This window comes from Flavobacterium akiainvivens (genome assembly GCF_001278115.1).
GTDB lineage: Bacteria > Bacteroidota > Bacteroidia > Flavobacteriales > Flavobacteriaceae > Flavobacterium > Flavobacterium akiainvivens.
Genome location: NZ_LIYD01000005.1, coordinates 596,589 through 622,044, shown reverse-complemented (window position 1 = coordinate 622,044; position 25,456 = coordinate 596,589). Strand labels below are relative to the sequence as shown.

General features: G+C 44.9%; 18 protein-coding genes. 11 read left to right on the top strand and 7 right to left on the bottom strand.

From position 1 onward, the window contains the following. Nucleotides 1-40 precede the first annotated feature (40 nt). From aroB to AM279_RS02725, 6 genes are all read left to right on the top strand, one after another. Complete coding sequence (aroB, locus tag AM279_RS02745; RefSeq protein WP_054410078.1) at nt 41-1,108, top strand: 3-dehydroquinate synthase; 1,068 nt, start codon at nt 41-43, stop codon at nt 1,106-1,108. 57 nt (nt 1,109-1,165) lie between these two features. Continuing rightward, complete coding sequence (locus AM279_RS20580) at nt 1,166-1,342, top strand: hypothetical protein (RefSeq protein ID WP_160316419.1); 177 nt, start codon at nt 1,166-1,168, stop codon at nt 1,340-1,342. 60 nt (nt 1,343-1,402) lie between these two features. After that, nucleotides 1,403-2,812 (top strand): arginine decarboxylase, encoded by a 1,410-nt coding sequence (locus AM279_RS02740; protein WP_054406132.1) that lies wholly within the window; start codon nt 1,403-1,405, stop codon nt 2,810-2,812. 40 nt (nt 2,813-2,852) lie between these two features. Continuing rightward, on the top strand, nt 2,853-3,824 hold the full coding sequence (locus AM279_RS02735) for a deoxyhypusine synthase family protein (RefSeq protein WP_054406131.1): 972 nt from the start codon (nt 2,853-2,855) through the stop codon (nt 3,822-3,824). 7 nt (nt 3,825-3,831) lie between these two features. Continuing rightward, on the top strand, nt 3,832-4,326 hold the full coding sequence (locus AM279_RS20760) for a hypothetical protein (RefSeq protein ID WP_054406130.1): 495 nt from the start codon (nt 3,832-3,834) through the stop codon (nt 4,324-4,326). 99 nt (nt 4,327-4,425) lie between these two features. Next, the gene (locus AM279_RS02725; protein WP_054406129.1) at nt 4,426-4,935 is read left to right on the top strand and encodes a hypothetical protein; all 510 of its coding nucleotides are present in this window, start codon (nt 4,426-4,428) and stop codon (nt 4,933-4,935) included. 249 nt (nt 4,936-5,184) lie between these two features. Here the strand turns inward: AM279_RS02725 and AM279_RS02720 are convergent, their stop codons facing one another. Continuing rightward, nucleotides 5,185-6,768 (bottom strand): ABC-F family ATP-binding cassette domain-containing protein, encoded by a 1,584-nt coding sequence (locus AM279_RS02720; protein WP_054406128.1) that lies wholly within the window; start codon nt 6,766-6,768, stop codon nt 5,185-5,187. Between the two features lie 379 nt (nt 6,769-7,147). Here AM279_RS02720 and AM279_RS02715 point away from each other — a divergent pair, with 379 nt between their 5' ends. Next, nucleotides 7,148-12,286, top strand: a complete 5,139-nt coding sequence (locus AM279_RS02715; RefSeq protein ID WP_054406127.1) for a translocation/assembly module TamB domain-containing protein — start codon at nt 7,148-7,150, stop codon at nt 12,284-12,286. Beyond that, nucleotides 12,270-14,603 carry a translocation and assembly module lipoprotein TamL gene (tamL, locus tag AM279_RS02710; protein WP_082344168.1) on the top strand — a complete coding sequence of 778 codons (2,334 nt, stop codon included), beginning with the start codon at nt 12,270-12,272 and terminating at the stop codon, nt 14,601-14,603. The genes AM279_RS02715 and tamL overlap by 17 nt, the downstream gene beginning before the upstream one ends. Before the next feature lie 276 nt (nt 14,604-14,879). On the opposite strand, the gene AM279_RS02705 is transcribed toward tamL, so the two are convergent. Further along, the gene (locus AM279_RS02705) at nt 14,880-16,340 is read right to left on the bottom strand and encodes a hypothetical protein (protein WP_054406125.1); all 1,461 of its coding nucleotides are present in this window, start codon (nt 16,338-16,340) and stop codon (nt 14,880-14,882) included. Between the two features lie 92 nt (nt 16,341-16,432). Next, nucleotides 16,433-17,563 carry a vWA domain-containing protein gene (locus AM279_RS02700; RefSeq protein WP_054406124.1) on the bottom strand — a complete coding sequence of 377 codons (1,131 nt, stop codon included), beginning with the start codon at nt 17,561-17,563 and terminating at the stop codon, nt 16,433-16,435. 105 nt (nt 17,564-17,668) lie between these two features. Between AM279_RS02700 and AM279_RS02695 the strand changes: the two genes are divergently transcribed. From AM279_RS02695 to AM279_RS02685, 3 genes are read left to right on the top strand one after another with little or no spacing between them, the layout of a single operon-like run. After that, nucleotides 17,669-18,607, top strand: coding sequence for an alpha/beta hydrolase family protein (locus AM279_RS02695; RefSeq protein ID WP_054406123.1), 939 nt, complete (start codon nt 17,669-17,671; stop codon nt 18,605-18,607). A 31-nt stretch (nt 18,608-18,638) separates the two neighbouring features. Continuing rightward, the gene (locus AM279_RS02690) at nt 18,639-19,709 is read left to right on the top strand and encodes a hypothetical protein (RefSeq protein ID WP_054406122.1); all 1,071 of its coding nucleotides are present in this window, start codon (nt 18,639-18,641) and stop codon (nt 19,707-19,709) included. A 12-nt stretch (nt 19,710-19,721) separates the two neighbouring features. Then, nucleotides 19,722-20,390 carry a lipocalin family protein gene (locus AM279_RS02685; protein WP_054406121.1) on the top strand — a complete coding sequence of 223 codons (669 nt, stop codon included), beginning with the start codon at nt 19,722-19,724 and terminating at the stop codon, nt 20,388-20,390. On the opposite strand, the gene AM279_RS02680 is transcribed toward AM279_RS02685, so the two are convergent. From AM279_RS02680 to AM279_RS02665, 4 genes are all read right to left on the bottom strand, one after another. Continuing rightward, a complete protein-coding gene (locus tag AM279_RS02680) occupies nt 20,391-22,472 on the bottom strand; it encodes a M1 family metallopeptidase (protein ID WP_054406120.1) in 2,082 nt (693 codons plus the stop codon). It lies immediately after the preceding gene. Between the two features lie 111 nt (nt 22,473-22,583). Continuing rightward, complete coding sequence (locus tag AM279_RS02675) at nt 22,584-23,018, bottom strand: response regulator (protein ID WP_054406119.1); 435 nt, start codon at nt 23,016-23,018, stop codon at nt 22,584-22,586. Between the two features lie 212 nt (nt 23,019-23,230). After that, nucleotides 23,231-24,856 carry a carboxylesterase/lipase family protein gene (locus tag AM279_RS02670; RefSeq protein ID WP_054406118.1) on the bottom strand — a complete coding sequence of 542 codons (1,626 nt, stop codon included), beginning with the start codon at nt 24,854-24,856 and terminating at the stop codon, nt 23,231-23,233. A gap of 53 nt (nt 24,857-24,909) precedes the next feature. Next, on the bottom strand, nt 24,910-25,368 hold the full coding sequence (locus AM279_RS02665; protein WP_054406117.1) for an Lrp/AsnC family transcriptional regulator: 459 nt from the start codon (nt 25,366-25,368) through the stop codon (nt 24,910-24,912). Nucleotides 25,369-25,456: the final 88 nt, after the last annotated feature.

Below are 25,456 nucleotides of genomic sequence, written 5' to 3'. Positions count from 1 at the left end.
GCAAATTACTTTATTTTGCCACTTGTTTAAAACTTTGCCCATGCAGCCTATTGAAAGCTCCGGCTACAGCATTTATTTTAACCAGGATTGCTACCCCTACCTGCAGCAGCTGCTTGCAGGCGGGCAGTACAGCGGTATTTTTATCCTTACCGATGAAAATACGTCAACCCACTGCCTGCCAGGCTTTTTAGCCAACCTGGCTACCGACCTGCCATTTGAAATTATTGAAATAGAGGCCGGTGAAGAACATAAAAATATAACCACCTGTACCGAGGTTTGGCATGCACTTACCGAGCTTGGCGCCGAACGCAAAAGCCTGCTGATAAACCTGGGCGGCGGCGTGGTTACCGACCTGGGTGGCTTTGTAGCTTCAACCTTTAAAAGGGGGATGGATTTTATAAATGTGCCTACTACCCTGCTTTCTATGGTAGATGCATCGGTAGGCGGAAAAACAGGTGTTGACCTGGGGGTATTAAAAAACCAGATAGGTGTAATAACCAATCCGGTTGCAGTACTGGTAGATACCACTTTTCTTGAAACTTTGCCCGCAAGCCAAATGCGCAGCGGCCTTGCCGAAATGCTAAAGCACGGCCTGATTGCCGATAAAGCCTATTGGGAACAGTTTGCCAACCTTGGCAACCTTACTACCGATGATATGGATGGATTGGTATACCGTTCGGTTGAAATTAAAAATGAGGTGGTTAAAGCAGACCCCTTTGAAAAAGGCCTGCGCAAAATACTAAACTTTGGCCACACGCTGGGCCATGCCATAGAGAGCTATTGCCTTGAAAACCCTGAAAAAGAAACGCTTTTACACGGCGAGGCCATTGCCATAGGCATGGTGCTGGAAAGCTACATTTCTTGGCAGCAGGATTTAATTTCTGAGGCCGAATACATAAACATAAAAGAGGTTATTTCGGGTATTTATACCCCGGTTTCGTTTACTCCCGAAGACATAAATGTTATCAATACACTGCTGGTTCACGATAAAAAAAATGAAAATGGCGAAATCCGGTTTACGCTACTGGAGGCTACCGGCAGGGCAGTTATTAACAAAACCGTTGAAAACACATTGATACTCAAAGCGTTTGAAGACTACCAAAACTAACGTTTTTTTAAGACAAATGTTTTTTAATCAGAACTATTATTTTTTACATTTGCCCAGATGAAAGGAAAGCAAAACAGGTTTTCCCCGCAGGGAAATATGAGCAAATACAAGCCGTTTGGCCTTGTAGTGTTACCCGTTTCGGGCATAGTAAGTTTACTATGTACCTCCCTTGCATTTATGGCCGGTAACGGCAAAGAAAAGCTACAGATAAGATATGCCAATTTAAGAGTTTGAAAATCAGTTATAATTTAGGTTTTTTCTTATATTTATAATCTATTATTCCAAATTTTTGAAATGAATACAAAGTATTTTGACCTGATAAACCAAACGTTTTATTTTCCTCAGGAAGAATTTACACTTAATAAAGACAACCAGCTACAGTTTCATAATATAGACCTTATGAAGCTGGTTGAGCAATATGGCACGCCACTAAAATTTACGTACCTGCCGCAAATTTCTACTAACATCCGCAAAGCCAAAGAATGGTTTAGGAACGCTATGGAAAAAAGTGATTATGAAGGTAAGTATTTTTACTGCTACTGCACCAAGAGTTCTCACTTTGAATATGTTATGAATGAGGCTTTCAAGAATAACATTCACATTGAAACCTCTGCCGCATTTGACGTAAATATTGTTGAAAAGCTGCTTGAATCAGGCAAAATCAACAGGAACACTTACGTTATTTGCAACGGCTTTAAGCGCGACCAGTACATTAGCAATATTGCAAAGCTTATAAACGGCGGCCACAGCAGGACTATCCCTATCATAGATAACTATGAGGAGCTTGACCTGCTTCAGGAGCAAATTCAGGGCAAATTCAAGATTGGTATCCGTATCGCATCTGAAGAAGAACCTAAGTTTGAGTTCTATACATCTCGCCTTGGCATTGGCTATAAAAACATTGTTCCTTTTTACAGGAAAACCATACAGGAAAACAAGAACCTGGAGCTTAAAATGCTGCACTTCTTTATCAACACCGGCATTCGCGATACGTCTTACTACTGGAACGAGCTTGCCAAGTGTTTAAAAGTATATGTTAGCCTTAAAAAAGAGTGCCCTACCCTTGATAGCCTTAACATTGGCGGTGGTTTCCCTATCAAAAACTCACTGGCGTTTGAGTATGACTACCAGTACATGATAGACGAAATCATCAACCAGATTAAAATTGCCTGCGAAGAAGCTGAGGTAGATGTACCACACATTTATACTGAGTTTGGTTCGTTTACCGTGGGCGAAAGTGCCGGTGCAATCTATAAAGTACTGTACCAAAAGCAACAAAATGACAGGGAAAAATGGAATATGATAGACTCTTCTTTCATCACTACCCTGCCTGATACATGGGCCATTAACAAGCGTTTCATTATGCTGGCCATTAACCGCTGGAACGACCAGTATGAGCGTGTGCTCCTGGGCGGCCTTACGTGCGACAGCGACGATTATTACAACTCTGAACAAAACTTAAACGCCATATACCTGCCGAAGTATAATAAGGAGAAGCCGTTGTACATAGGCTTCTTTAACACAGGCGCTTACCAGGAAACCATTGGTGGCTATGGCGGGCTTCACCACTGCCTTATACCGCAGCCAAAGCACATTTTGATAGACAGGGACGAAAACGGATTCCTTGCTACTGAGGTGTTTAGCGAAATGCAACAGGCAGACGACGTGCTTAAGATATTAGGCTACGATGTAGAGAAGAAATAAACTTTTTAGAATAGCAAGCAAACAAAAACAAACGAATAAAATGAGTAAAGGACCTATTAGCCAGTTTGTTGAAAAGTACTACCTGCACTTTAACGCAGCAGCACTTGTAGACGCAGCAAAGGCTTATGAAAAACAATTGCAGGACGGTGCCAAAATGATGGTAACCCTTGCAGGCGCCATGAGTACCGCCGAACTGGGTAAGATTTTTGCCGAAATGATACGCCAGGACAAAGTACAGATTATATCGTGTACCGGTGCCAACCTTGAAGAAGATATTATGAACCTTGTGGCACACAGCCACTATGAGCGCGTACCTAATTACCGCGACCTTACTCCGCAGCAGGAATGGGATTTGCTGGAGCGTGGCCTTAACCGCGTTACAGACACCTGTATACCTGAGCATGAAGCTTTTAGGAGACTTCAAAAGCATATCCATAAAATATGGAAAGATGCCGATGATAAAGGCGAACGTTACTTTCCTCATGAGTTTATGTACAAAATGCTGCTAAGCGGCGTGCTTGAGGAGTACTATGAAATAGACCTGAAAGACAGCTGGATGTATGCCGCTGCCGAGAAAAACCTGCCCATCATCGTTCCGGGATGGGAAGACAGCACCATGGGCAACATCTTCGCTTCTTATGTAATTAAGGGCGAGCTTAAAGCCAGCACCATGAAAAGCGGTATTGAGTACATGACCTTCCTTGCAGACTGGTACACTAAAAACAGCAGCAACGGCGTGGGCTTCTTCCAGATAGGTGGTGGTATTGCGGGCGATTTCCCAATCTGCGTAGTGCCAATGCTTTACCAGGATATGGAAATGCACGATGTGCCGTTCTGGAGCTATTTTTGCCAGATATCAGACTCTACAACCAGCTACGGTTCTTACTCGGGTGCTGTGCCAAATGAGAAGATTACATGGGGCAAACTCGACATAAATACACCAAAATTTATCATAGAAAGTGATGCTACAATCGTTGCACCTCTTATATTTGCTTATCTATTAGATTTATAATTTCCTGATGAAAAGAGTTATTGTTGATTACGCCAAGTTAACTAATGAAATCCTTACCCTGCTGGTGGAAAAATTTCCGGACGGGTATGATGATTCTGACATTGTCCGCTTTAAAAACGCTAAAAATGAGACCATTGAGGCCGTTGAAGTAAGGACAGAAGACACTATTTATCTTGTTAAGGTAAGCACCAAGCTTGCCGACAGGATAGAAAATTATGACGATGATGATGATGTAGACAGTACATCTGGCGATGATCTTGGCGCACTTAAAGACCTTGATATGGCTGATAATGAGGATGATGACGACGATACGCCTAAAAAAGAGTCGCCGCGCAGGAGTGCCAATGATGATGAGGATGAAGACGATGAGGATGGCGACGACGACGATGAAGACTATGATGATGAAGATGGCGACGACGATGATGAAGACTATGGCAGCAAAAAACGCCGTAAGAAAAAGGATGAAGACGAAGATGAGGACGATGAAGACGATGATTATTAGTCACTTAGCTTCTTAATATCATAAAGAACCCTTAACAGGGTTCTTTATTTGTTTAATATGGGCTACATTAGTAGTATAAATCAAACAAAATAGCTGATTATGAACCGTTTACTTATAATAGCGGCTGCCGGATTATTACTGACAGGCTGCAACAATCGCGAGAAGAAAGATGCTGTATCTGTGGGAGATACCGTTCAGGATACTATACCCGCGGCTGAAAATAAAGAGGTTTTTGGCAAACAATGTTACCTTCAGGTAACAACCGGAAAAGCCGATTATGGCGACCGCAAAACCCTGAGCGACAGCATTATATTTAACATCGAGAAACGCGATGGCGACAGTATTTGGGGTATTTACCACTGGAAACCTGCCGAAAAAGACAAGAAAATAGCCACTTTTAAAGGCGAAATCAAAGGTGGCGAAGGCCGTGCCATTGCAAACTCCCAGGCTGAGGGTATGAATTACAAGGAGGAAGTTCTTTTCACCTTGAAAGACAATACGTTATCAGTCAAATCTGGCGAAATGGCCGAAGGTAAAGATGGCATTTGGTACTATAAAGACAAGTCTAAACTGAGCGAGCAGGTACTTAGCAAGGTAGACTGCAAATAGCAATGTATGGACAATACTATGATTTTTATCCCGTTTTTGAAGATGAAAATCATTTTTATTTTTACAGAAATGACTCACAAGTTAAGTCTAAAAAGTGCTTAATATTTCACTTTCGGAGTTTGAAATCGATTATAAGAGTCGAAAGTTTAAAATCCAACATCACAAAATAAAAACGGCCTGCATAAAATTTTGCAGGGCCGTTTTTTTATAATCAAAATCTCTTAGTTATATATTTCACATCTATAAAAACTATAGCTCAATTATTTTATCAAGAGCAATGGCATCGGTAAAATTTTTATCGTGCGAAACCACCACAAGTGTGCCCTTATAATTTTTTACGGCATCAATAAGCACCTCCTGGCTTGCAATGTCAAGGTTGTTGGTGGGCTCATCCAGCACCAGCATATCAGGTGCATTTTTGCCAAGGTAAAGGCAGCAAAAAATAAGCTTCATGCGCTGCCCGCCACTCAGCACACTACAGGGTTTATCCCACACCTCACGGGGCAACCCATGATTGTGCAGCTGCATCCTTACCTCATGCTCCGGCAGGTTTAAGTGGTTATACTGCCCTGCCTGCTCAAATACAGTCAGGCTGTTATTAATCAGGGCATACTCCTGGTCAAGGTAAAGGCAGTTCAATTCTGCCACATACAGGCTGCCGGCTGTGGGCTGTAGTTGTTGCATCAGCAGTTTAAGCAATGTGGTCTTGCCCGCCCCATTACCTCCTTTAATATACACCCTGTCTCCCGAAAGTAGTGTAAAGCTAAGCCCCTCATGCCACAGCGGCGCATTATTATACTCTACATTAATGGCTTTGGCCTCTGCCAATACCTTGCCTTTGTGCAGCACAGGCATCCCAAAATCAAACCTTAGCGCCTTGTGCCGTTCTACCCGGCTGCGCAGTGCGGCCACATCGCCCTGCAGGCCGTCTATCTTTTCGTTATGCACATCCTTAAGGCGTGCGGTGCTTTGTTCTGCCTGGCTCTTCCTCCTTCCGGCAAGTATACGTGGCAATCCTTTATCACCGGCAGCTGCTCCCCTGGCCTCCTGCCTGTTGCGCTTTTCTTCGGTTTCGCGGGCTTTTTGCTGCGCCTGCTTCAGCTGTTTACGGCTGTCGTCTAATTTTAGTTCCAGCGCCCCTGCCTCAATGTCCTTCTGTGCTTTATAAAAATCATAATTGCCGCCATAAGCGCTCATGCCATTGCTGTTTAGCTCAAGGGTAACACCTGCCAGGCGAAGCAGGTTAATATCGTGGCTTACCATAAGCACCGTGGCCTTTGTTTCGGCTACAAAACGGTACAGCAATTCGCGCCCCGCTATATCCATATGGTTGGTAGGCTCGTCCAGCAGCAGCACATCAGGTTTGGCCAGGGTAATCCCCGCCATAAAAACCCGGGTTTTCTCGCCGCCGCTCAGCAGTTGCAGGTTTTGCTGTGGCGTTATATGCCCAAGCTGCCAGTGAGCCAATGCCGCCTGTATGCGTTCTTCAATATCCCATTCGTCGTTAAGGGTTGTAAAATGTTGCGGGCTGGCATCACCACCTAAAATAGCGTGCAGGGCATTAAGTTTAGCTTCCGCGCCAAGCGCCTGTGCTACGGTTTGGTTGTTAAACTGCCCGGTGTGCTGCGGCACATAATACAACAGCCCGTTTATAGCCACGCTCCCTGAAGACGCCTGTAGCTCCCCGGCAATAATTTGCAGCAAGGTTGATTTTCCCGCGCCGTTCCTGCCTACTATAGCTGCTTTTTGGTGCGGTTGTATGTTGAAACTAATGTTGCTGAAAAGCACATCCTTATCCGGATGTGTATATGATAATGATGAGATTGTACCCATACTGTAACGTTTAAATGATGAATAAATGCAATTGGGCCGCACGGATAACCGGCAGCAGTCCTGGCTGGTAAAAAGCGGGAAATCACATAATAACTGAGTTTTAGCCAATAAGGGTTGGCATTGGTTTAACCAAAAAATTCGGGGTTCGAATGTAGATGGCGTTACACCATCGGTTTACTCAGTTATTCTCATCGGTAGGGGTATTCGTTACTACTGGGGCAAAGATAGTAATTTTATAAATACGGTATAACAGGCTCATTACCTGCAAAACAGTAATCGTTACCTTACAAACCAACTACTTTTGTTAACAAAATCTTGTAAGATTTTTTAGCAAAACTTTAAAAGCCTGCTGTGTTAATAATAGTTATTTTTAAATCACATGAATAAGAAAGACTCAAAGGCAAAAAAATACCTCCGCAAGGCATTAAAAATCTTCCTCTGGACAGTGGGCAGCATCGTTGCGCTGTTCCTGCTCATAGTACTGCTATTGCAAATTCCGTGGGTGCAGAACAAGGTTAAAGATAAGGCCGTGGCCTACCTCGAAAAAAAGATTGGTACCGATGTAAACATCGACCGTATTGAAATTGGCCTGCCTAAAAAGGTAATAGTCAAAGGGGTATATTTTGAAAGCCAGAAAGGCGATACCCTGCTGGCCGGCGAGCGTCTTGCCGTAGACATTAGCCTGTTTAAGCTGCTGAGCAATGAAGTGGAAATCAACTCCATTGACCTGGAGGGCATTACCGGAAACATATCACGCACTAAAGAGGGCGTGTTTAACTTTGATTATATCATAAAGGCGTTTGACAGCGGCGAACCCAAAGATACCACGGGCGAGCCCATGAAGTTTTCCATCCGTAAAATAAACCTCGACCGCATTAAGGTGGGCTATAACGACGACCTTACTAAAAACTACCTTACTGCCAGCCTGAAGCATTTTGATACCAAAATAACAGAGTTTGACCTGGATAGCATGGCGTTTGAAATACCAAAAATTAACCTTAATGGTGTTAAGGTGCGCTTTAAGCAGGATATGGTAGATGAAATTGCCGAAACCACGCAAAAGGCAGCCGAGGAAGCCAGCAAGCAACCCGACCTGAAACTGAAGCTGGGCACCATTGCCTTGGCCGATATTGATATTGCGTATGACAACAAAGGCAGCCGCCTTGATACCGGCCTTACCCTTAAAAAGCTTGATGTTGATATTGACAACATAGACCTTAAAACCCAGCTTATTGAACTCAAAAGCATTACGCTCGACGGGCTTAACGGCCAGCTGGCATTTGGTAAATTTGAAAAACAGGTGCAACAGGCCCTGCCAGAAGAAACCGCAGCGGTTGAGCAGGCACAGTGGAAGTTTACCCTCAACAAGGCAGATATTACCAATGTAGCCTTTAAGTTTGACGATCAAAACAGCGCCCCCGTAGCCAAAGGCATGGATTACAAGCACCTTGAAATTACAGGCTTTAACCTTGCCGCACAGGGTATTGCTTATGGGTCGGAGGGCATTTCGGGCAACATTGGCAAACTGACCGTTAAAGACAAAAGCGGGCTTGATTTGCAGGAGCTGCGCACAAAATTCAGCTATACCCCTACCGGCGCAAAGCTTGAAGATTTGTATGTACAAACACCCAATACCCTCATAAAAGACCGCATTGCTGTGGCCTACCCTTCTATGGATGCCCTTACTAAAGATATTGGCAGCCTTAGTGTAGATGCAGCGTTGCAGGGCTCTAAACTGGGCTTTGCCGATGTGCTGCTGTTTGTACCCACCCTGGCCGACACCCCTCCGTTTAAGGGTAACCCTAACGGTACACTATATATAAGTAGTGTGGTAGAGGGCAAAGTGAGCGATATTTATATAGCCAACCTTGAGCTGCACGGCATAGGCAATACCGTGGTGGCTGCCAGCGGCCGCATTAAGGGCCTGCCGGATGTTAACACAGCCTACCTTGACCTTAACGTGCGCAATTTCCGCACCACGGCTAAAGATATCAATACGTTTGTACCGGCGGGTACACTGCCTGCCAACCTGCAAATTCCGGCAAGCATAGCTTTTAAAGGTACGTTTAAGGGTACGCTTACCAATTTTAATACTAACGTAAACCTGAATACCAGCTACGGCAACGCCCGTATAAAAGCCTTGTTTGACCAAAGCCGTAAAGGCCGCGAACGCTATGATGCCGATGTGGATATTGCCAACTTTAACGTGGGCGCCCTGCTTAAAAACGATTCGCTGGGTAAGTTTACGCTTAAAGCGAAAGTAAAAGGCACGGGGCTCGACCCTCAAACCGCTAATGCCACCATAGACGGCAGGCTGGTAAGCGGCGAGTTTAACAGCTATGTGTACAAAGACCTTACGCTAAAAGGCGCCATAAACAACGGCAATTTTGATGTGGTAGCCGCCATGGACGACCCTAACCTCGACTTTCAGCTGGATGCCAAAGGCGGTTTTGACGGCAAATTCCCCAAAGGAAAAGTACACCTTAATGTAGATATTGCCGACCTCGACAAGCTTAACCTGCACGCCGGGCCGCTTAAGCTCCGCGGAAATGTAGATGCCGCCATAGACGATTCTAACCCCGATAACCTTAACGGTATTGTAAGCCTGCACCACTTTATGTTTGCCAATGGCGAAGAAGAGTTTGCGCTCGATTCGGTTAACATTACGGCGCGCACCTCGGCAGATACCACGGCCATACGCGTTAAGTCGCAAATACTTCACGCAAGTGCAGTGGGCAAGTACAAAATCACACAGCTGCCTACTGCCATAACCCGCACCATATCTAAATATTACAATATAGGCCCGGTAGATACTGTAGGCACCATAAGCCGGCAAAATGTGGTGTTTGATGTGCGTATAGATAACGACCCGGTACTGTACAAGCTAATGCCGCAAATAACCCGTTTGGAGCCCATTACCCTAAGCGGAAAATACGATTCGCAAACCGATACCCTTATCCTTAACGGTGCCGTGCCAAGGCTTGTATATGGCGAAAACATCATATCGGGCGTTACCCTTATGGCCGAAGCACGCGATACGGCGTTGGTGTACCAGGTAAAGGTAGACGGTGTGGAAAGCAGCGCATTCAGCATTGCAAACACCACCCTTAGCGGCGATGTTAAATACAATATCGTGTCGTATGACCTTCAGATAGACGACCGCAAAAAGGCAGAACAATACCGCATTGCCGGCCAGCTTGAAGCTAAAGAAGGCGCTACAGAGCTTTCGCTAAACCCAGATGGCCTTATGCTTAACTACGAAGAATGGACGGTGGCACAGGGCAACCTCATCCGCTTTGGTAAAGACGGGCTGTATGCCAATGATTTTGATATAAGCCACGACGGCGGCTCCATAAAGCTGCAAAGCGAGTCGGAAACACCTAACGCCCCGCTTAATGTAGAGCTCGACAACTTTAAGATTGAGACTATTACGGGCATGATTCAAAAAGACGAGCAGCAGTTTAAGGGTACCATAAACGGCACAGCTAATGTGCGCGACCTTACTGCATCGCCGGTATTTACATCAGATATAAACATTACTGATTTTGCTGTAGCGAAAGATACAGTGGGCAACATTAAAATAAAAGTAAATAACGAAGTAGCCGACACCTTTACTGCAAATGTAGAGGTTACGGGCAACGGCAACCAGCTTAATGTAGACGGCACTTACAACACCGCCGGCAGCAGTTTTGACATGAAGGTAGACCTGCAAAAGCTTAACATTGCCAGTGTTCAGGCCCTTACTATGGGTGCGCTTAAAGACGGCAAAGGCTTTATAAACGGTAATTTTGATGTAACCGGCACTACTACAGATCCAAGTGTTTTGGGCAACCTTAAGTTTAACGATGTAGGCTTCCGTGTAACGCAGCTTAACTCCTACTTTAAAGAAATAAACGACAACATTAGCTTTACCGAAACGGGTATTGTTATGGATAACTTTAAGGTGCAGGACGAAAAAAACAACCTGCTTACCATAGACGGCACCGTCAGCACTACTGATTACACCCAGTTTGGGTTTGACATGAACGTTACTGCCGAGAACTTCCGTGCGGTAAACAGCAAGGCTACCGATAATGACTTTTATTATGGCGACCTGTTTATTGATGCCGATATCAACCTTAAGGGCGATATGAACAACCCCGTGGTAGACGGCGACCTGCGCATTAATGAAGACACAAAGTTTACCGTAGTACTGCCCCAACAGGATCCCGGCATTGCCGACCGCGAAGGCGTAGTGGAGTTTATAGACGAAGACAATGCAGAAATGCAGCAGCGCCTTAAAATTGAAGAAACAGTAAACAGCACCCAGTTTAAGGGTATGGATGTTTCGGTTAATATTGAGATTGTTAAGGAGGCTGAGCTCAACCTTATTATAGACAAGGGCAACGGCGACTTTTTGCAGCTTAAGGGCGAGGCGCAGCTTACCGGCGGTATAGACCAGAGTGGTAAAACCACCCTTACCGGCCGCTATGAGTTTAGCGAAGGCTCATACCAAATGACCTTTAACTTCCTGAAACGCAAGTTTGATATTGAAGAGGGCAGCTACATTTTATGGACCGGCGAACCTACAGATGCTACTATTGATATTACCGCAATATACCAAACCGAAGCCCCGCCTATTGATTTGGTAAACAGCACCTATACAGGCAATAACCCCAACATATTTAAGCAGCGTATTCCGTTTAACACCATCCTTATGATGAAGGGCGAACTGCTAAGGCCTGAGCTGTCTTTTGATATCCAGATACCCGAGGGCAATTATATGGTATCTACAGAGGTAACCAATACCACCAAGGCCAAGCTCGACCAGTTGCGCCAGCAGCCCAGCGAGCTCAACAAACAGGTGTTTGCACTCCTGCTGCTTAACCGTTTTATTGGCGAAAACCCGTTTGCCAGCGAGGCAGGCGGCCAGAGCGGCGAAGCCCTTGCCCGCCAGAGTGTGAGCAAAATATTAAGCCAGCAGCTTAACAACCTTGCGGCCGACCTCATCAGTGGTGTAGAGCTTAATTTCGACCTTGAGTCTACCGAAGATTATACCACCGGCCAGGCCGAACAGCGCACCGACCTAAATGTGGGTGTAAGTAAAAGGCTTATGAACGATAGGCTTAAGGTAAGCGTGGGCAGCAGCTTTGGCCTTGAAGGCCCGCAGCAAACCAACCAGGATGCCACTAATATTGCAGGTGACGTTTCGGTTGATTATATGCTAACGCAGGATGGCCGTTATGCCGTGCGCGCCTACCGTACTAACGAATACCAGGTGGCGCTTCAGGGGCAGGTTATAGAAACCGGTGTGGCCTTTGTAATAACCATGGATTACAACAAGTTCCGTGAGCTGTTCCACCGTTCGCAGGAAGAACGCGAGCAACTGCAGCGCGAACGCGAACGCAAAGCCCGCGAAAAAGCAGAAAGGAAAGAGCGCGAAGCCGAAGAAGAAGCAAAGAAAAAAGAAGAGAAAGAAAAGAAACAAACACAGGATGACCTACCGCCAAACAGCACAAACGATGAAGACAAACAGTAAGCTACTCCCCCTATTGCTATTGCTGCTTATAGGCTATGGGTGCAGCAATACTAAATACCTGCCCGAAGGCGATATGCTGTACGTAGGCGGCGAGGTTACCGTGCAGGATTCTACCCTTGCCAAAAAGCAGCGCAAAACCATGGAAAAAGAAATGGAAGCCCTGCTGCGCCCCCGCCCTAACCGCAGCTTTTTGGGGCTTAAGTTTAAGCTGTATATGTACAACATAGCCGGAGAGCCCACTAAAGACAGTGGTTTCCGCCACTGGCTGCGCAATAAGGTGGGCGAACCACCGGTGCTTTTCAGCCAGGTAGACCTTGATTATAATGCCGATGTAATTCAAAACTATGCCGAAAACAAAGGCTATTACAAAGCCCGCACCAGTGCCGATTCGGTTTCAAAAAACAGGAGGTCAAAGGCTATGTATACCCTTTCGCCGGGCAGGCAATACACCATCCGTAAGGTTATTTTTCCTGATTCTACCGCCAGCCCGTTAGACAGTGTTATAAACCGCACAAAACGCCGCAGCCTGCTGCGCAAGGGCGAGCCTTATGACCTTGGCGTGATTAAAGATGAACGCGACCGCATAGACCAGCGCCTAAAAAACCAGGGCTACTTTTACTTCAACCCTGATTACCTGCTGGTGCGTGTAGACAGCACCGTAGGCAACTACCAGGTAGACCTGCGCGTTATTGTAAAACCTGAAACGCCCGAAAAAGCCAGGCAGGTATATACCATAAACAACATTGTTATTTACCCCAACTATTCCCTTAAAAACGGGCAGGACAGCATACAGTACCCCGAAGGCTCTGTCACCTATTATAAAGACTTTAAGATAATAGACTCAGCACGCACGTTCAGGCCCATTATATACGACAGGACACTGTTTTTCCACAAGGGGGATATCTATAACCGCCGAGACCACAATCTTTCGTTAAACAGGCTTGTAAACCTCGGCACGTTTAAGTTTGTAAAAAATGAGTTCTACCCGTCTGACTCGGTTAAAAACGGGCTCGATGCTTACTATTACTTTACGCCCATGCCTAAAAAATCATTGCGCTTTGAAATTTTGGGCAAAACCAACTCGGCCAACTATAATGGCTCTGAGGCCAATGTAAACTGGATGCACCGCAACGCCTTTAAAGGAGCCGAACAGCTTACCGCAACAGTATTTGGCGGGCTTGAAGTACAGGTATCCGGGCAAAATAAGGGCTATAACATTTACCGTGTGGGTGGCGAAACCAGCCTTATATGGCCGCGTTTTATATCGCCCATACACATTGCCGATTCCAGCGCTTATGTGCCGCGCACCAAGGCCACCATTAGCTACGAATACCAAAAGCGCATAAAACTGTATGCGCTAAACTCGTTCCGTGCGCAGTTTGGTTACCTGTGGAAAGACAACCGCCACAGCGAGCACCAGCTAAACGTGGGCGATATTAACTATGTAAACCCGGCAAACGTTACAAGGGAGTATCTTGATATGGCCTACGGAAACGATACTTTAGAACCTAACGTGGCGCTGCAACGCGTTATAGAAAAGCAGTTGATTTTTGGCCCTACCTACTCCTATACGTTTACCAATACTATGGAAAAGCGCAGGAAACATACCTTTTACTACAAAGGCTCGCTTGACCTCGCCGGTAACCTTACAGGGCTTATTATGGGCGCCGATGCAAAAGGTGGCGACCCCAAAACGTTGCTTAATGTACAGTTTAGCCAGTTTGTAAAAATGGAGCACGATTTTAGGCATTACCTTAAACTGGGAGAAGGCTCGTCTTTAGCCAGCCGTGTTAATATAGGTGTGGGTATGCCCTGGGGCAACTCTACCGCCCTGCCCTACCTGCGCCAGTTTTTTATAGGCGGTACTAACAGTATAAGGGCATTCAGGGCGCGCAGTATAGGCCCGGGTTCGTATGATTTCAGGAATGAGGAGGGTTATAGCGAAAACAGCTTTTTGCCCGACCAGAGTGGCGATATTAAGCTGGAGCTGAATACCGAATACCGGGCGCAGCTGTACAACTTTATACACGGAGCCGTGTTTGTAGATGCCGGTAACATCTGGCTGTGGAATGAAGACCCCGCCAGGCCGGGCGCACAAATAAGTGATAAGTTTTTGAGTGAGCTTGCTGTGGGCACCGGCGTAGGCTTAAGGCTCGACCTCGACTTTTTGGTACTAAGGCTGGATGTGGCATTCCCGGTGCGCAAGCCGTGGCGCGAAGAAGGCAACCGCTGGGTATTTGACGAAATTGATTTTAGCACCAAAACCTGGCGCAGGGAAAACATTGTGTACAACCTGGCTATAGGCTATCCGTTTTAAGACAATCATTTTAGCATAAAACAAAACAGGCAACGTTATAAACGTTGCCTGTTTTGTTTATATCTCTTCTTACCTATTTACATAAGAGTTATAAATATCCTTAAAAAGAAAATCCCTCCTGAGAAAACGTGTCTCAGGAAGGATAAGTCGTGATTTAATGCCCCCAAAAAATCAACAAGCAAATATAACGTAATAAATATTGAATTTCAAAATTTTTTAACAATTTTTTAATCCGCTTTCTGTAAGGGAAAAATTAATAATTTGAAAAACAAAAAATTACAGTTTACTAATGTAGCTTCCAAAAGGGTCTTTAAACTGGTAACCCTCGCTATACCTGTCTTTACTAAGCTTTTTATATTCTGAAAGGCCCCATAAAATAAACTCTTTCATAAAGTAAACATCCTCTTTTGGCGTGCCCGGCTGGTATTTTTGCACCAGCTGCTTAAGGGGTATAATGCTGTCCAGCTGTTTTTGGTATTCCCTGTCGGTAGCATCGTCGTTTATCTCAAGGCCGCTTTCGTTAAAAAACCAGTCTACCACATCCTGGTATTCGTCTTTATCTTTGGCTTTCTGTAGCTTTTCTATCTTAGGGAAATATTCTGTAAACAGCGTTTTAACGGCGCTGCCCATCAATATTTCTGCTACGGCAGCAGCTCCCTCCTGTTCCCCTTCATACACCAATTCCACTTTACCGGTAATGGCAGGTATAATGCCCATAAAATCACTCAGGCGTATAGATGTCTTTTCCTGACCCGCCCTTAGCCCACGGCGTTCAGCGGTACTTAATAAGTTTTCAAAGGCTGTGATGCTCATACGGGCGCTCACCCCGCTTTTGTAATCTACAAACTCGCTGTTGCGGGCTTCAAAGGCAATCTGTTCCAGCAGGTCTTTAGCCAGTGTGGGCACGTAAATTTCTTCCTGGCGGCCGTCCTGGTTGGCTTCCTGCTGCGTAATGGTACGTGCAATTTCAATGGTTTCAGGATAGTGCGTTAATATCTGGCTGCCTATCCTGTCTTTTAGCGGCGTAACAATACTGCCACGGTTGGTATAATCCTCCGGGTTTGCGGTAAACACAAATTGCAGGTCGAGCGGCAGGCGCAGCTTAAACCCACGTATTTGTATATCGCCTTCCTGAAGGATGTTAAACAGGGCCACCTGTATGCGTGCCTGTAAATCCGGAAGTTCGTTAATTACAAAAATGCAGCGGTTAGCCCTCGGAATCATCCCGAAATGTATTACACGGTCATCAGCATACGAAAGCTTTAGGTTTGCAGCCTTAATAGGGTCTATATCGCCTATAAGGTCGGCCACGGTAACATCGGGCGTAGCCAGCTTTTCATAAAAGCGGTCGTTGCGGTGCAGCCAGCTTATGGGAGTGTCATCGCCTTTTTCGGCAATCAGGTCTTTTGCATAGCGCGACATGGGGTTAAATGGGTCGTCGTTAATCTCGCTGCCCTCCACTACGGGAATATACTCATCAAGCAAATTAACCATAAGCCGTGCAAGCCTTGTCTTCGCCTGCCCACGAAGCCCCAGCAGGTTGATGTTGTGGCGGCTTAGTATGGCACGTTCCAGCTCTGGTATAACGGTGTTTTCATAACCGTGCACACCTTCAAAAACGGTTTGCCCTTTGGTAATTTTTTTGCGCAGGTTGTCGCGCAGTTCATCTTTTATCTTTTTAGGCTGGTAGCCTGCTTTTTTTAGTTCCCAAAATGTTTTTATATCTGTAGTAGCCATATTCAGTTTTAATGTTTAAATATCGAAAGTTGTAACGTCAGTTTCACTCTTTCGTCTATCATCTATTATCTCGTATCTAAAATTCCAAAAATCTATTTTACCCTCTTTTTCCTGTTCGCCTCATAATCCTCAAAAATCATCTCACCCAAGCCCTTGAGCCCGGTGTAAAACGCCTTGCCCTGGTTGGCCTGTGTAAACTCACGCACAAAGCGTTGCAGGTAGCTGTCCTGGGCAATCATAAAGGTGGTAATGGGTATATGAAGCTTGCGGGCCTGTGCCGCCATGTTATAGCACTTCTCGGTAATATAATCGTCAAGGCCGTAGCTGTTCATGTAGTAAGAGCCATCGCTTTCGCGGATGCAGCTGGGCTTGCCATCGGTAATCATAAAAATCTGCTTGTTGGTATTGCGCTTGCGGCGCAGCAAATCCATAGCCAGTTGTAAGCCGGCAACCGTATTGGTATGGTACGGCCCTACCTGTAGGTACGGCAAATCTTTAATGGCAATAGGCCAGGCATCGTTGCCAAACACCAGTATATCGAGCGTGTCTTTAGGGTAGCGTGTAGTAATGAGCTCGGCCAGCGCCATGGCTACCTTTTTGGCGGGTGTAATGCGGTCTTCGCCATAAAGTATCATGCTGTGGCTGATGTCTATCATAAGCACGGTGCTCATTTGCGCCTTAAAATGGCTGTCTTCCACCACCAGGTCGTCTTCGGTAAGGTTAAAGGCATTTACGCCATGGTTTACCTGCGCGTTCTTGAGGCTTTCCGTAAGCGAAATCTTTTCTAACGCATCGCCAAAACGAAACTCCCTAAACTCGCCTGTGTGCTCCTCTCCTGCCCCGCTGTGCTTGGTGCTGTGGTTGCCGCTGCCGCTTTTTTTAAGATTGCTAAATATCTGCTTCAGCGCCTGCTGACGTATGTTCTGCTCCATTTTAGAGCTAAGGCGTATGCCGTTGCCCTCTCCGTCGCCATCACCATTGCGGATTTCCTCACGTATGTAACCCTTTTTCTTCAGGTCTTCAATAAAATCGTCAATGGTATATTGTGGCGTGGTAAGCTCATATTCTTTATCAAGCTGGCGCAGCCAGTCTATGGCCTCGTCAAAATCACCCGAAGTGTGGGTAATAAGCTCGGTAAAAATCTCAAACAGCTTGTCAAACGGCGATTGGTGTGGCGCCTCATATTTTGTGAATATAAATCCTTTTCTCCTGCTTGTTTCCATACCATAAAATTAAGGCATAAACGGCAAAACTGTACCACTAACTGTAACATTTTTTGTTAAAGTTAAAATTATCATTGTAAGGCTTTATTTAGTAAACTTGTAGGTATGAAACCTCACAAAAAATATCTGAAGCGCATTGCTCGCATACTCCTGGTTATTTTCATACTAATGAACGTAATAGCGGCCTTTCATGCTTATAAATTCACACATTTTTCAGAAACAGCCGCACCACGTACTAAAGCCGACAGCCTTACACCCTTGCAAAAGCTAAAAATAGTATTTACAGGTGTAGATGCCCCACGCCCTGAAAACGACATAAAGCCCTCCCAACCCTTTGAAACCATTCCCTTGCAAAGCAACAAGAAGATTGAGTGCTGGTATGTAAAGGCTGAAAATGCTAAGGGCACCATGCTGCTTTTTCACGGCTACCAGGGTAACAAATCAAAACTGATTGAACAAAGTGATATCTTCCACAACCTGGGCTACAACACGCTGCTGGTAGATTTTATGGGCTCCGGCGGCAGCGAAGGCAACCAGACCACAATAGGCTTTAAAGAGGCTGAACAGGTTAAAACCTGCTTTGAATACATTAAAAATAAGGGCGAACAAAACATTTACCTGTGCGGCAACAGCATGGGTGCCGCAGCTATTTTAAAGGCCATTGATACCTATAATATAAACCCAAAAGCCATTATGATAGGCTGCCCGTTTGGCGCTATGTACACCACTGTTTGCGCCCGTTTTGAGCTGATGGGCATACCTAAATTCCCCATGGCAGGGCTGCTTACGTTTTGGGGCGGTGTAGAGAACGGTTTCTGGGCGTTTGGGCACAACCCGCAGGAATACGCCAAGGCTGTAAAATGCCCCACACTGCTGGCCTATGGCGCAAATGATAACCGTGTTTCCCGGGCTGAAACTGATGCCATTTTTACCAACCTTGCGGGCACTAAAACCCTAAAAGTGTATACTCAGGCCGGGCATGATTTTTTAACCACCCACAAACAACAGTGGGCGCAGGATGTTACTGCATTTCTCAAAAAATAGCTATATTTGAAATACATAACCTACTATTTCTATGCGCCTTATCCTCCTCATACTCCTGGCACCGCTGCTTGCCGTTGCACAACGGCAGGTTGAAAACCCAAAATATAAAACCAGGCAGCTGCCTACTGAAAAACAATGGAAAGAGGTGCAAAACAGCTACAATAATACGATCCCTGTACTTGAATATGCCCAGCAGGATTTAGAGCATACTGTTGTTGCCAAACAGGCTTTTAAGTGTATACACAATGCCGACACCACACGCTTCATTGCTTTTTTTGTTGACAGGGTAGATTCAGAGCATTATAAATTTATGGATAGGTTTAGTGGTGGAAGCCGGATGGAATATGAGCGTAGAAAAACCGATACCATACATTATTACGGCTACATGCTTTGGGGCATGAAATATGAAGGTAAGTGGTATTTTGATAAAGATAAATCAGTTACCCTGCATGCAGCAAACCTTTCTGAAGCTCAGGACATTTACCTTTTTGATGCCCTGGTAAACATTGAATACTTTAAATACATAAAGGATTTTTGGGAAGGCAAAAAAGACAACCCTTTAGCCATTGCTACAGATAAAAATACCCACAGGGCAAAATACCGTATCCCTTATCTTGGTAAGCCTTTAATAATAGAAAATTATACCTTACACGTGGCATGGATGCGCGAAGAAGCCCGCGACGAGAAAGCCCTTACCTGGTTTACCCCTGCTGCCGACAGCCTTTGGGCACAACTGCACCGCACAAAGCCTTTTACCTGCAATAAGCGGTTTGAAGAAAAATATCACGATAACAAACGCTACATATTGTTGAGCCCAAACAGGGACAAGGCCCTTGTACCTATTGTGTATTATGACGGCACAGGCCGCCTGTGGCTGGAATATTATTACATAGCTAAAACAACTTCAGGAGGCTTGTTTTACAAATGGAATAAAATACCCCGTAAAGAATGTGAAACCGCCCTGCGCCGTGAATTCATGATAATAAACAATGACATACGCACTTTGGTGCCCGACTGGAAATCGACTAAAAGGCAGGCCATAACCGATGAGGCTTTTTGGCAAAACAATTTTAACGATACCGACATACAAGCCATCCAATAAACAACAAACAACATGAAACATTATTTCACACTACTGCTGCTTATTACATTTAGTATAAATGCCCAGGTTAGGGACAGCCTGTTCGGTACCTGGGAATTTGAAGCCTTTGCCGACGATATGGGGGTAGATAAAGAAAAAAAAGCAAGGGTTGAAGGTTATATGAAAGGCTACACCTTTGTTTTTTATCCGGATAATTATTATGAAGCCAAGCTGCTTACCAGTACCGAAAAAGGCATCTGGAAGCTAACAGGTAACACAATAACCGCCACTACAAACGAGGGTAAAATATCAGGTACATTAGAGATATTATCGCTTGAACCCCATAAAATGAAAGTAAGGCAGAAAGAGCTTATAATGACCTTTAAACGTAATGACAGTTTTAGCAACCCTGCCAACATTATGCACAAATGGAAATTTGAGGGTACCCGCCTTGACCCTGATGACGAAGACCTGCAACCCGCCCCCGCCAATAATTTTATAGACTTCAGGCCAGATAATACCTATACCGTAACCGTAGGGCAAATAAACGAAACCGGCTTTTGGTATTTTGACGCCAAGACAAATACTATAATTGCAACATCAGCCAGCGGCGCCAAGCAATGGAAGGTTGTAATTGCTAACAGCAACACCCTTGAGCTGCACATGAACACGGCTAAAACCGGATTTGTATTCAGCCGCTAATTACTTTTCATCAAGCAACTGCTGCAACTTCGCCCTTTCAGGCGCTTTAAGCTGCGGCAGCAGGCCTTCAAAATGCTCGCGGTAACCCGGCTTTTTAAGCAGTTCCCTTAGTTTATCTTTTGCATATTTTACAAACTGCCACTTATAATGCAGCGTAGCATTCACGAGGTTTTCCCACACAATGGGGTCGGCTTTGCCTATGTAAAGCAGGTTGGCAAAAGCGTTGGTGCGCACGGTGCTTTCATACTTAGGCGTTGCAAATTCCTGCAGGCGGGCATAAAATTCTGGTTTTTCAGCCTCATTATAGCCGGGGGTTACATAAGCCAGGGTAAGCCATAGTATCCTTAAATTCATATCATTAAACCCGGTTAAATTTTTTGTTTTATCCAGCAGTTCTGTTCGCCTTTTCGGGAAGTTTTTGTACAGCACATTCAGCACAATTTCCTGTGTGATATATGATTTATCATCCAGCAGCGACCAATACTGCGCCTCAAATTCAGCAGGTATTTTAGTAACGGTTCGCGCCACAGACTGCCTTAGCTTTACATCGCCGCTGTTCATGGCAATAGCTATAATCTCGGCCTTATCGGCATACGGCACATCTGAACACTGATACAAAATTTCTTCCTTTACAGGAAAATACACATCAGATTTCATGAGTTCCAGATACTGCTCTTTATTTTCGGCAAAAGCCTTATTATCAAGGTCTCCCAGGGCTAGGTACTGCTGCATAAATTTGTTTTTACTAAGCAGTTCGAGTGCCTCCTGCACTTCAAACGTACCGCTTTGCAGCCAGCGCTTTTTAAAACCTTCAGTATCATAATCAGGTGCAACCGCCTTTATTTCGGCCAAAAATTCATCGGTAACCACGTTTTTAAAGGCATATTTTTCAAGGTAACTTTTTACTGCCTTTCTAAAGTTGTCAATGCCCACGCCTTCGCGCAGCACGTGCAGCGCCCACGCACCCTTTTGGTAAAAGGTAAGCGTGCTGGCCTTCTCATTCATAATAGCAATAGTATCACGCTTGGATGCCTGTTGCAGGCGTTCGGCCATTTCATACAGCTCGTAGTAAAAATGGTCATCGCCATACAAATCCTGCTCGGCAAGCAGGGCATAGTAGGTAGCAAACCCCTCCTGCAACCAGTGATGGGTACTACTTTGGGCCGTAATAAGGTCGCCAAACCACTGGTGCGCCAGCTCGTGGGCGTTTACGTTTATGTATGTACGGTCATTAAACCCAATTGAATCTACCACATAATCCTGGCTAAAAATAGTTGAGGTAGTATTCTCCATACCGCCATATAAAAAGTCTAACGCAGGCACCTGGCGGTACACCCCCCACGGGTAGGCATAACCGGTTTCGCGTTCTAAAAAATCAAATATCCTGCGGCTGTAGCGGTAAGTAGGCTCCATTTTAAGCGAATCTTCCTTACGGATATAAAACGCCATTGGTGTACCCGATGATGATGTTTCCTGCTGCTCGGTAAACCTGCCTATACTCAGCATGGCCAGGTAGCTGCTCATGGGTTTATCCATCTCATAAAGCCAGGTTTGTGTACCATCGTTATTGCCCGTTTTAGCCTTAAGTTTTCCATTAGCCAAAACCGTATAACCATGCTGGTATTTGACCGATAACTTAAATATCAGCTTTTCATTTACATCGTCAAAACTGGGCAGCCAGTGGCTGGTATACTTGCCCTGCCCCTGTGTCCATATCTGGTCGTCTGTACCGTCTTTTACAAAGTAAAGCGCCTGTTTGGGCTGGACGGTATAACTAAGCGTAAGGGTATTTTTGCCCTTCTTAAAACCCTTAAAAAGCTTAAGTTGTTTATTTGTAGCAAGCCATCCGGTTTTCTTTTTACCATTAAGTCGCACATTGGCAAACTCCATATTTTGGGCATCAATGTATATGGTATCTGTTTTTTCAAGCACCTCAAATTCATAGGTTGCGGTACCCAGAACCTTTTTTGCAGGAACGTCAAACGCTATAGCAGCCGATAGGGTTTTAAAATCAACCTGTTTGTATTGCTGTGCTGTAGCGGCACCGGCCGTAAGCAAAAGAAAAAAGAAAACAACTCTCATTAGCAGGGATTATTTAATATCAAAGCTAATGAATTATATTTTTATGGGCAGGGTAAATAAAAAAACAGCCCCGCAAAAAGCGGGGCCATACTGAAAAAACAATTACTAATGCTATTTAGGCGCTTCAGTTGGGCTGTCGCTCCATTGTTTTAAAATTTCGCTAATCAGCACCTTATACTTTTCAAGGTCAGCAGGCTTCACATAATGCCCCTGTGCCCCTACAGCAATAGATTTTGCTTCATAGTCTTCTTCATCAGCCGTAGAAAGAAAAACAAACGGTACAAATAAATCTTTCAGGTCAGGGTCGTTTGCAATTTGTTCCCTAAGTTCAAAGCCGTCCATAAACGGCATATTGATGTCAGAAAAAATAATGTACGGTTCTGTTTCACATTCCTTTAAGTAATCAATAGCCATGGGTGCCTCTTCAAAAATCACCACACGGTTATCATAACCTTCACCGTCAAGAACATGCTCAAAAACTTCGAGCAGGATTTCCCAGTCGTCCGGGTCGTCCTCAACGATAATAATGTCCCCTTTTTTGTTCATAATATTGATGTTTTGGTCTAAACGCAGGTCACTCTCAGCCTCAAATATACTATATCTACGGAAAACCGTATCATAAAGATTTTACAAAAATAATTATAATATTTTACTAAAATCAATATTACGAATATATATAATAATCTCTTAATGAGTGTTATAACGTAAAAAAAGCTGCATATTAACTATGCAGCTTTTTTTAAAACACCTTATTTTACTTACTTTTTTAAGAATTTTTTATCTAAAAAAAGATAACGATTCCTATGGGGTTCCTTATAAGATTTTACAGTTTTATCCAGTTTCATTATGGTCATTTCGGCATCTTTAGGCTTGCTTTCGGGCCATTGCACCAAACCCTTACCATTAGGGTTTCCGGTCTTTATAAAATTGGCAAAATAGTCTTCCCCTGTTTCAGATGCTTTATAGTCATCTGCAGTCCAGTCAAAAACCGTATTGCTTTTCAGGTTACCTAACAGGTATTCAATATCGCTGGCGTGGGCTGCCCCCGTCATGTTATCGGGTAGTGCATTTTCAGGTTTAGTACCATCGTCTTTAATAACCCCACCTGCAAGGCCGCTTTTAGCATTACCCATTTCGGCTACCATAGGCGGGCGCGGCCTGCTGAAGATATAGGCATACACAGGTGTATTTGAAGTCTTACGGTGCAGCTCAAGCCATTTCCAGGTGCTGTAAACAATAAAATTATCGCTGGCCAAGGCTGTAGCCGATTTAATTACCTCTTCTTGTGTTGTGCCGGGATACAACTTTAAAACCTCACCTGCCTGTTCGCCATATTGTGCCTTAACACGGGCAACATAGTTTTCCGGGTTGGGAAATTGCCCCTGCATAAAAGCGCCATAAGGTATCTCAGCCGATGTCCACCCGGCAAGCAACGGCACTTTTGCCTGCTCCCCTGCCGCAAATATTTCTGATGGCAGTTTTGGCAAAAAATATCCGTCTACAACGGCCTTGGTATTAAAAGCCCCCCATTTACTGGCTTCATCCAGCAGTTGCTCGGCAGGTATGGCACGCAGCGCTGCTAACGAACCGGCCTTAACCTTGCCGGCGAACTCAATACCATGCTTTTCATGGTCGGCCATGGGTATGGCATCAAGCGTTGGGTTTATCATAGCCCCACTCTGCCCTATAGCGCCCGCAATAAGGTTTTTGCTTAGCGGCGATGCCATTTGCGCACTTACCGATATACTCCCCGCAGATTCGCCTGCAATGGTTATTTTATTAGGGTCGCCGCCAAAGGCCGCAATGTTTTTCCTTACCCACAGCAGGGCAGCATTCTGGTCTAACAAACCGTAGTTGCCCGAAGCATGGTTGGGCGATTCTACCGTTAATTCAGGATGCGAAAAGAACCCAAAAATACCCAGCCTGTAGTTTAACGTTACGGTAACAATACCTTTTTCAGCCAGGCTTTCGCCATCGTAGCGGTTTTCAGAACCATCTCCGGCAATAAATCCGCCTCCGTAAAAATACACCAGTACAGGCAGCTTTTCGCCTGTTTTTTTAGCGGGAGTCCAAACGTTAAGATACAGGCAGTCTTCGCTCATATTTGGTGCACGGAAACTCATATCACCAAAAACCGGCTTTTGCATGGCATTGTTGCCAAAAGCATCGGCCTTACGGATGCCGCTCCAGCTTTTAGGCGGTTGTGGGGCTTTCCAGCGCAAATTACCCACCGGTGGCTGCGCAAACGGGATGCCCCTGTAATTTTTTATACCCGAAGGCAATGTTATACCCTCAAGGGTGCCCTGCTCTACTTTGGCCTGCGGGGCCTGGGCATAGGTTATAGAAGCCACGCAAAACGCAATGGCAAGTAGTTTAAGTTTCATACGAAAACGTTATTTGGTTGTAAACAAATGTAGCGATAATATTTATTGCTTCACTATAACGCAATAATATTTGTATTCTTAACCTCGCCTATCATAAACGTGCTGTGTGTACTGCCTATATGCTGAAGCGTGGTAAGCTTGGTTACCATAAATTCGCGGTAGGCTTCCATATCGGCAACATAAATTTTAAGGATGTAGTCATAATCGCCGCTTACGTGGTAGCATTCCAGTACCTCATCAAGCCGCGTAACTTCCTTTTCAAATTTTGTGAGGTATTCTTTAGTATGCTGCACCAGTTTGAGGTGGCAAAACACCACAAAGCCACGGTTTACCTTTTTGCGGTCTACTATAGCTACATATTTGTGTATAACCCCTTCGCGCTCCAGCTTTTTAATACGCTCATAAACTGCCGTAACAGATAATCCCAGCTTAAGCGAAAGCGCCTTGGTGGTTTGGGTGCTGTCTTCCTGCAAAAACAGCAGCAGTTTTTTATCGGTAGCATCTAATGTCATAATGAAATTTTTTCGGAAAATTAGTTTTTAGCTAACATTAATATGAATAAAAATCTAAAAACATTCAAAATTACAGATTATAAATCTA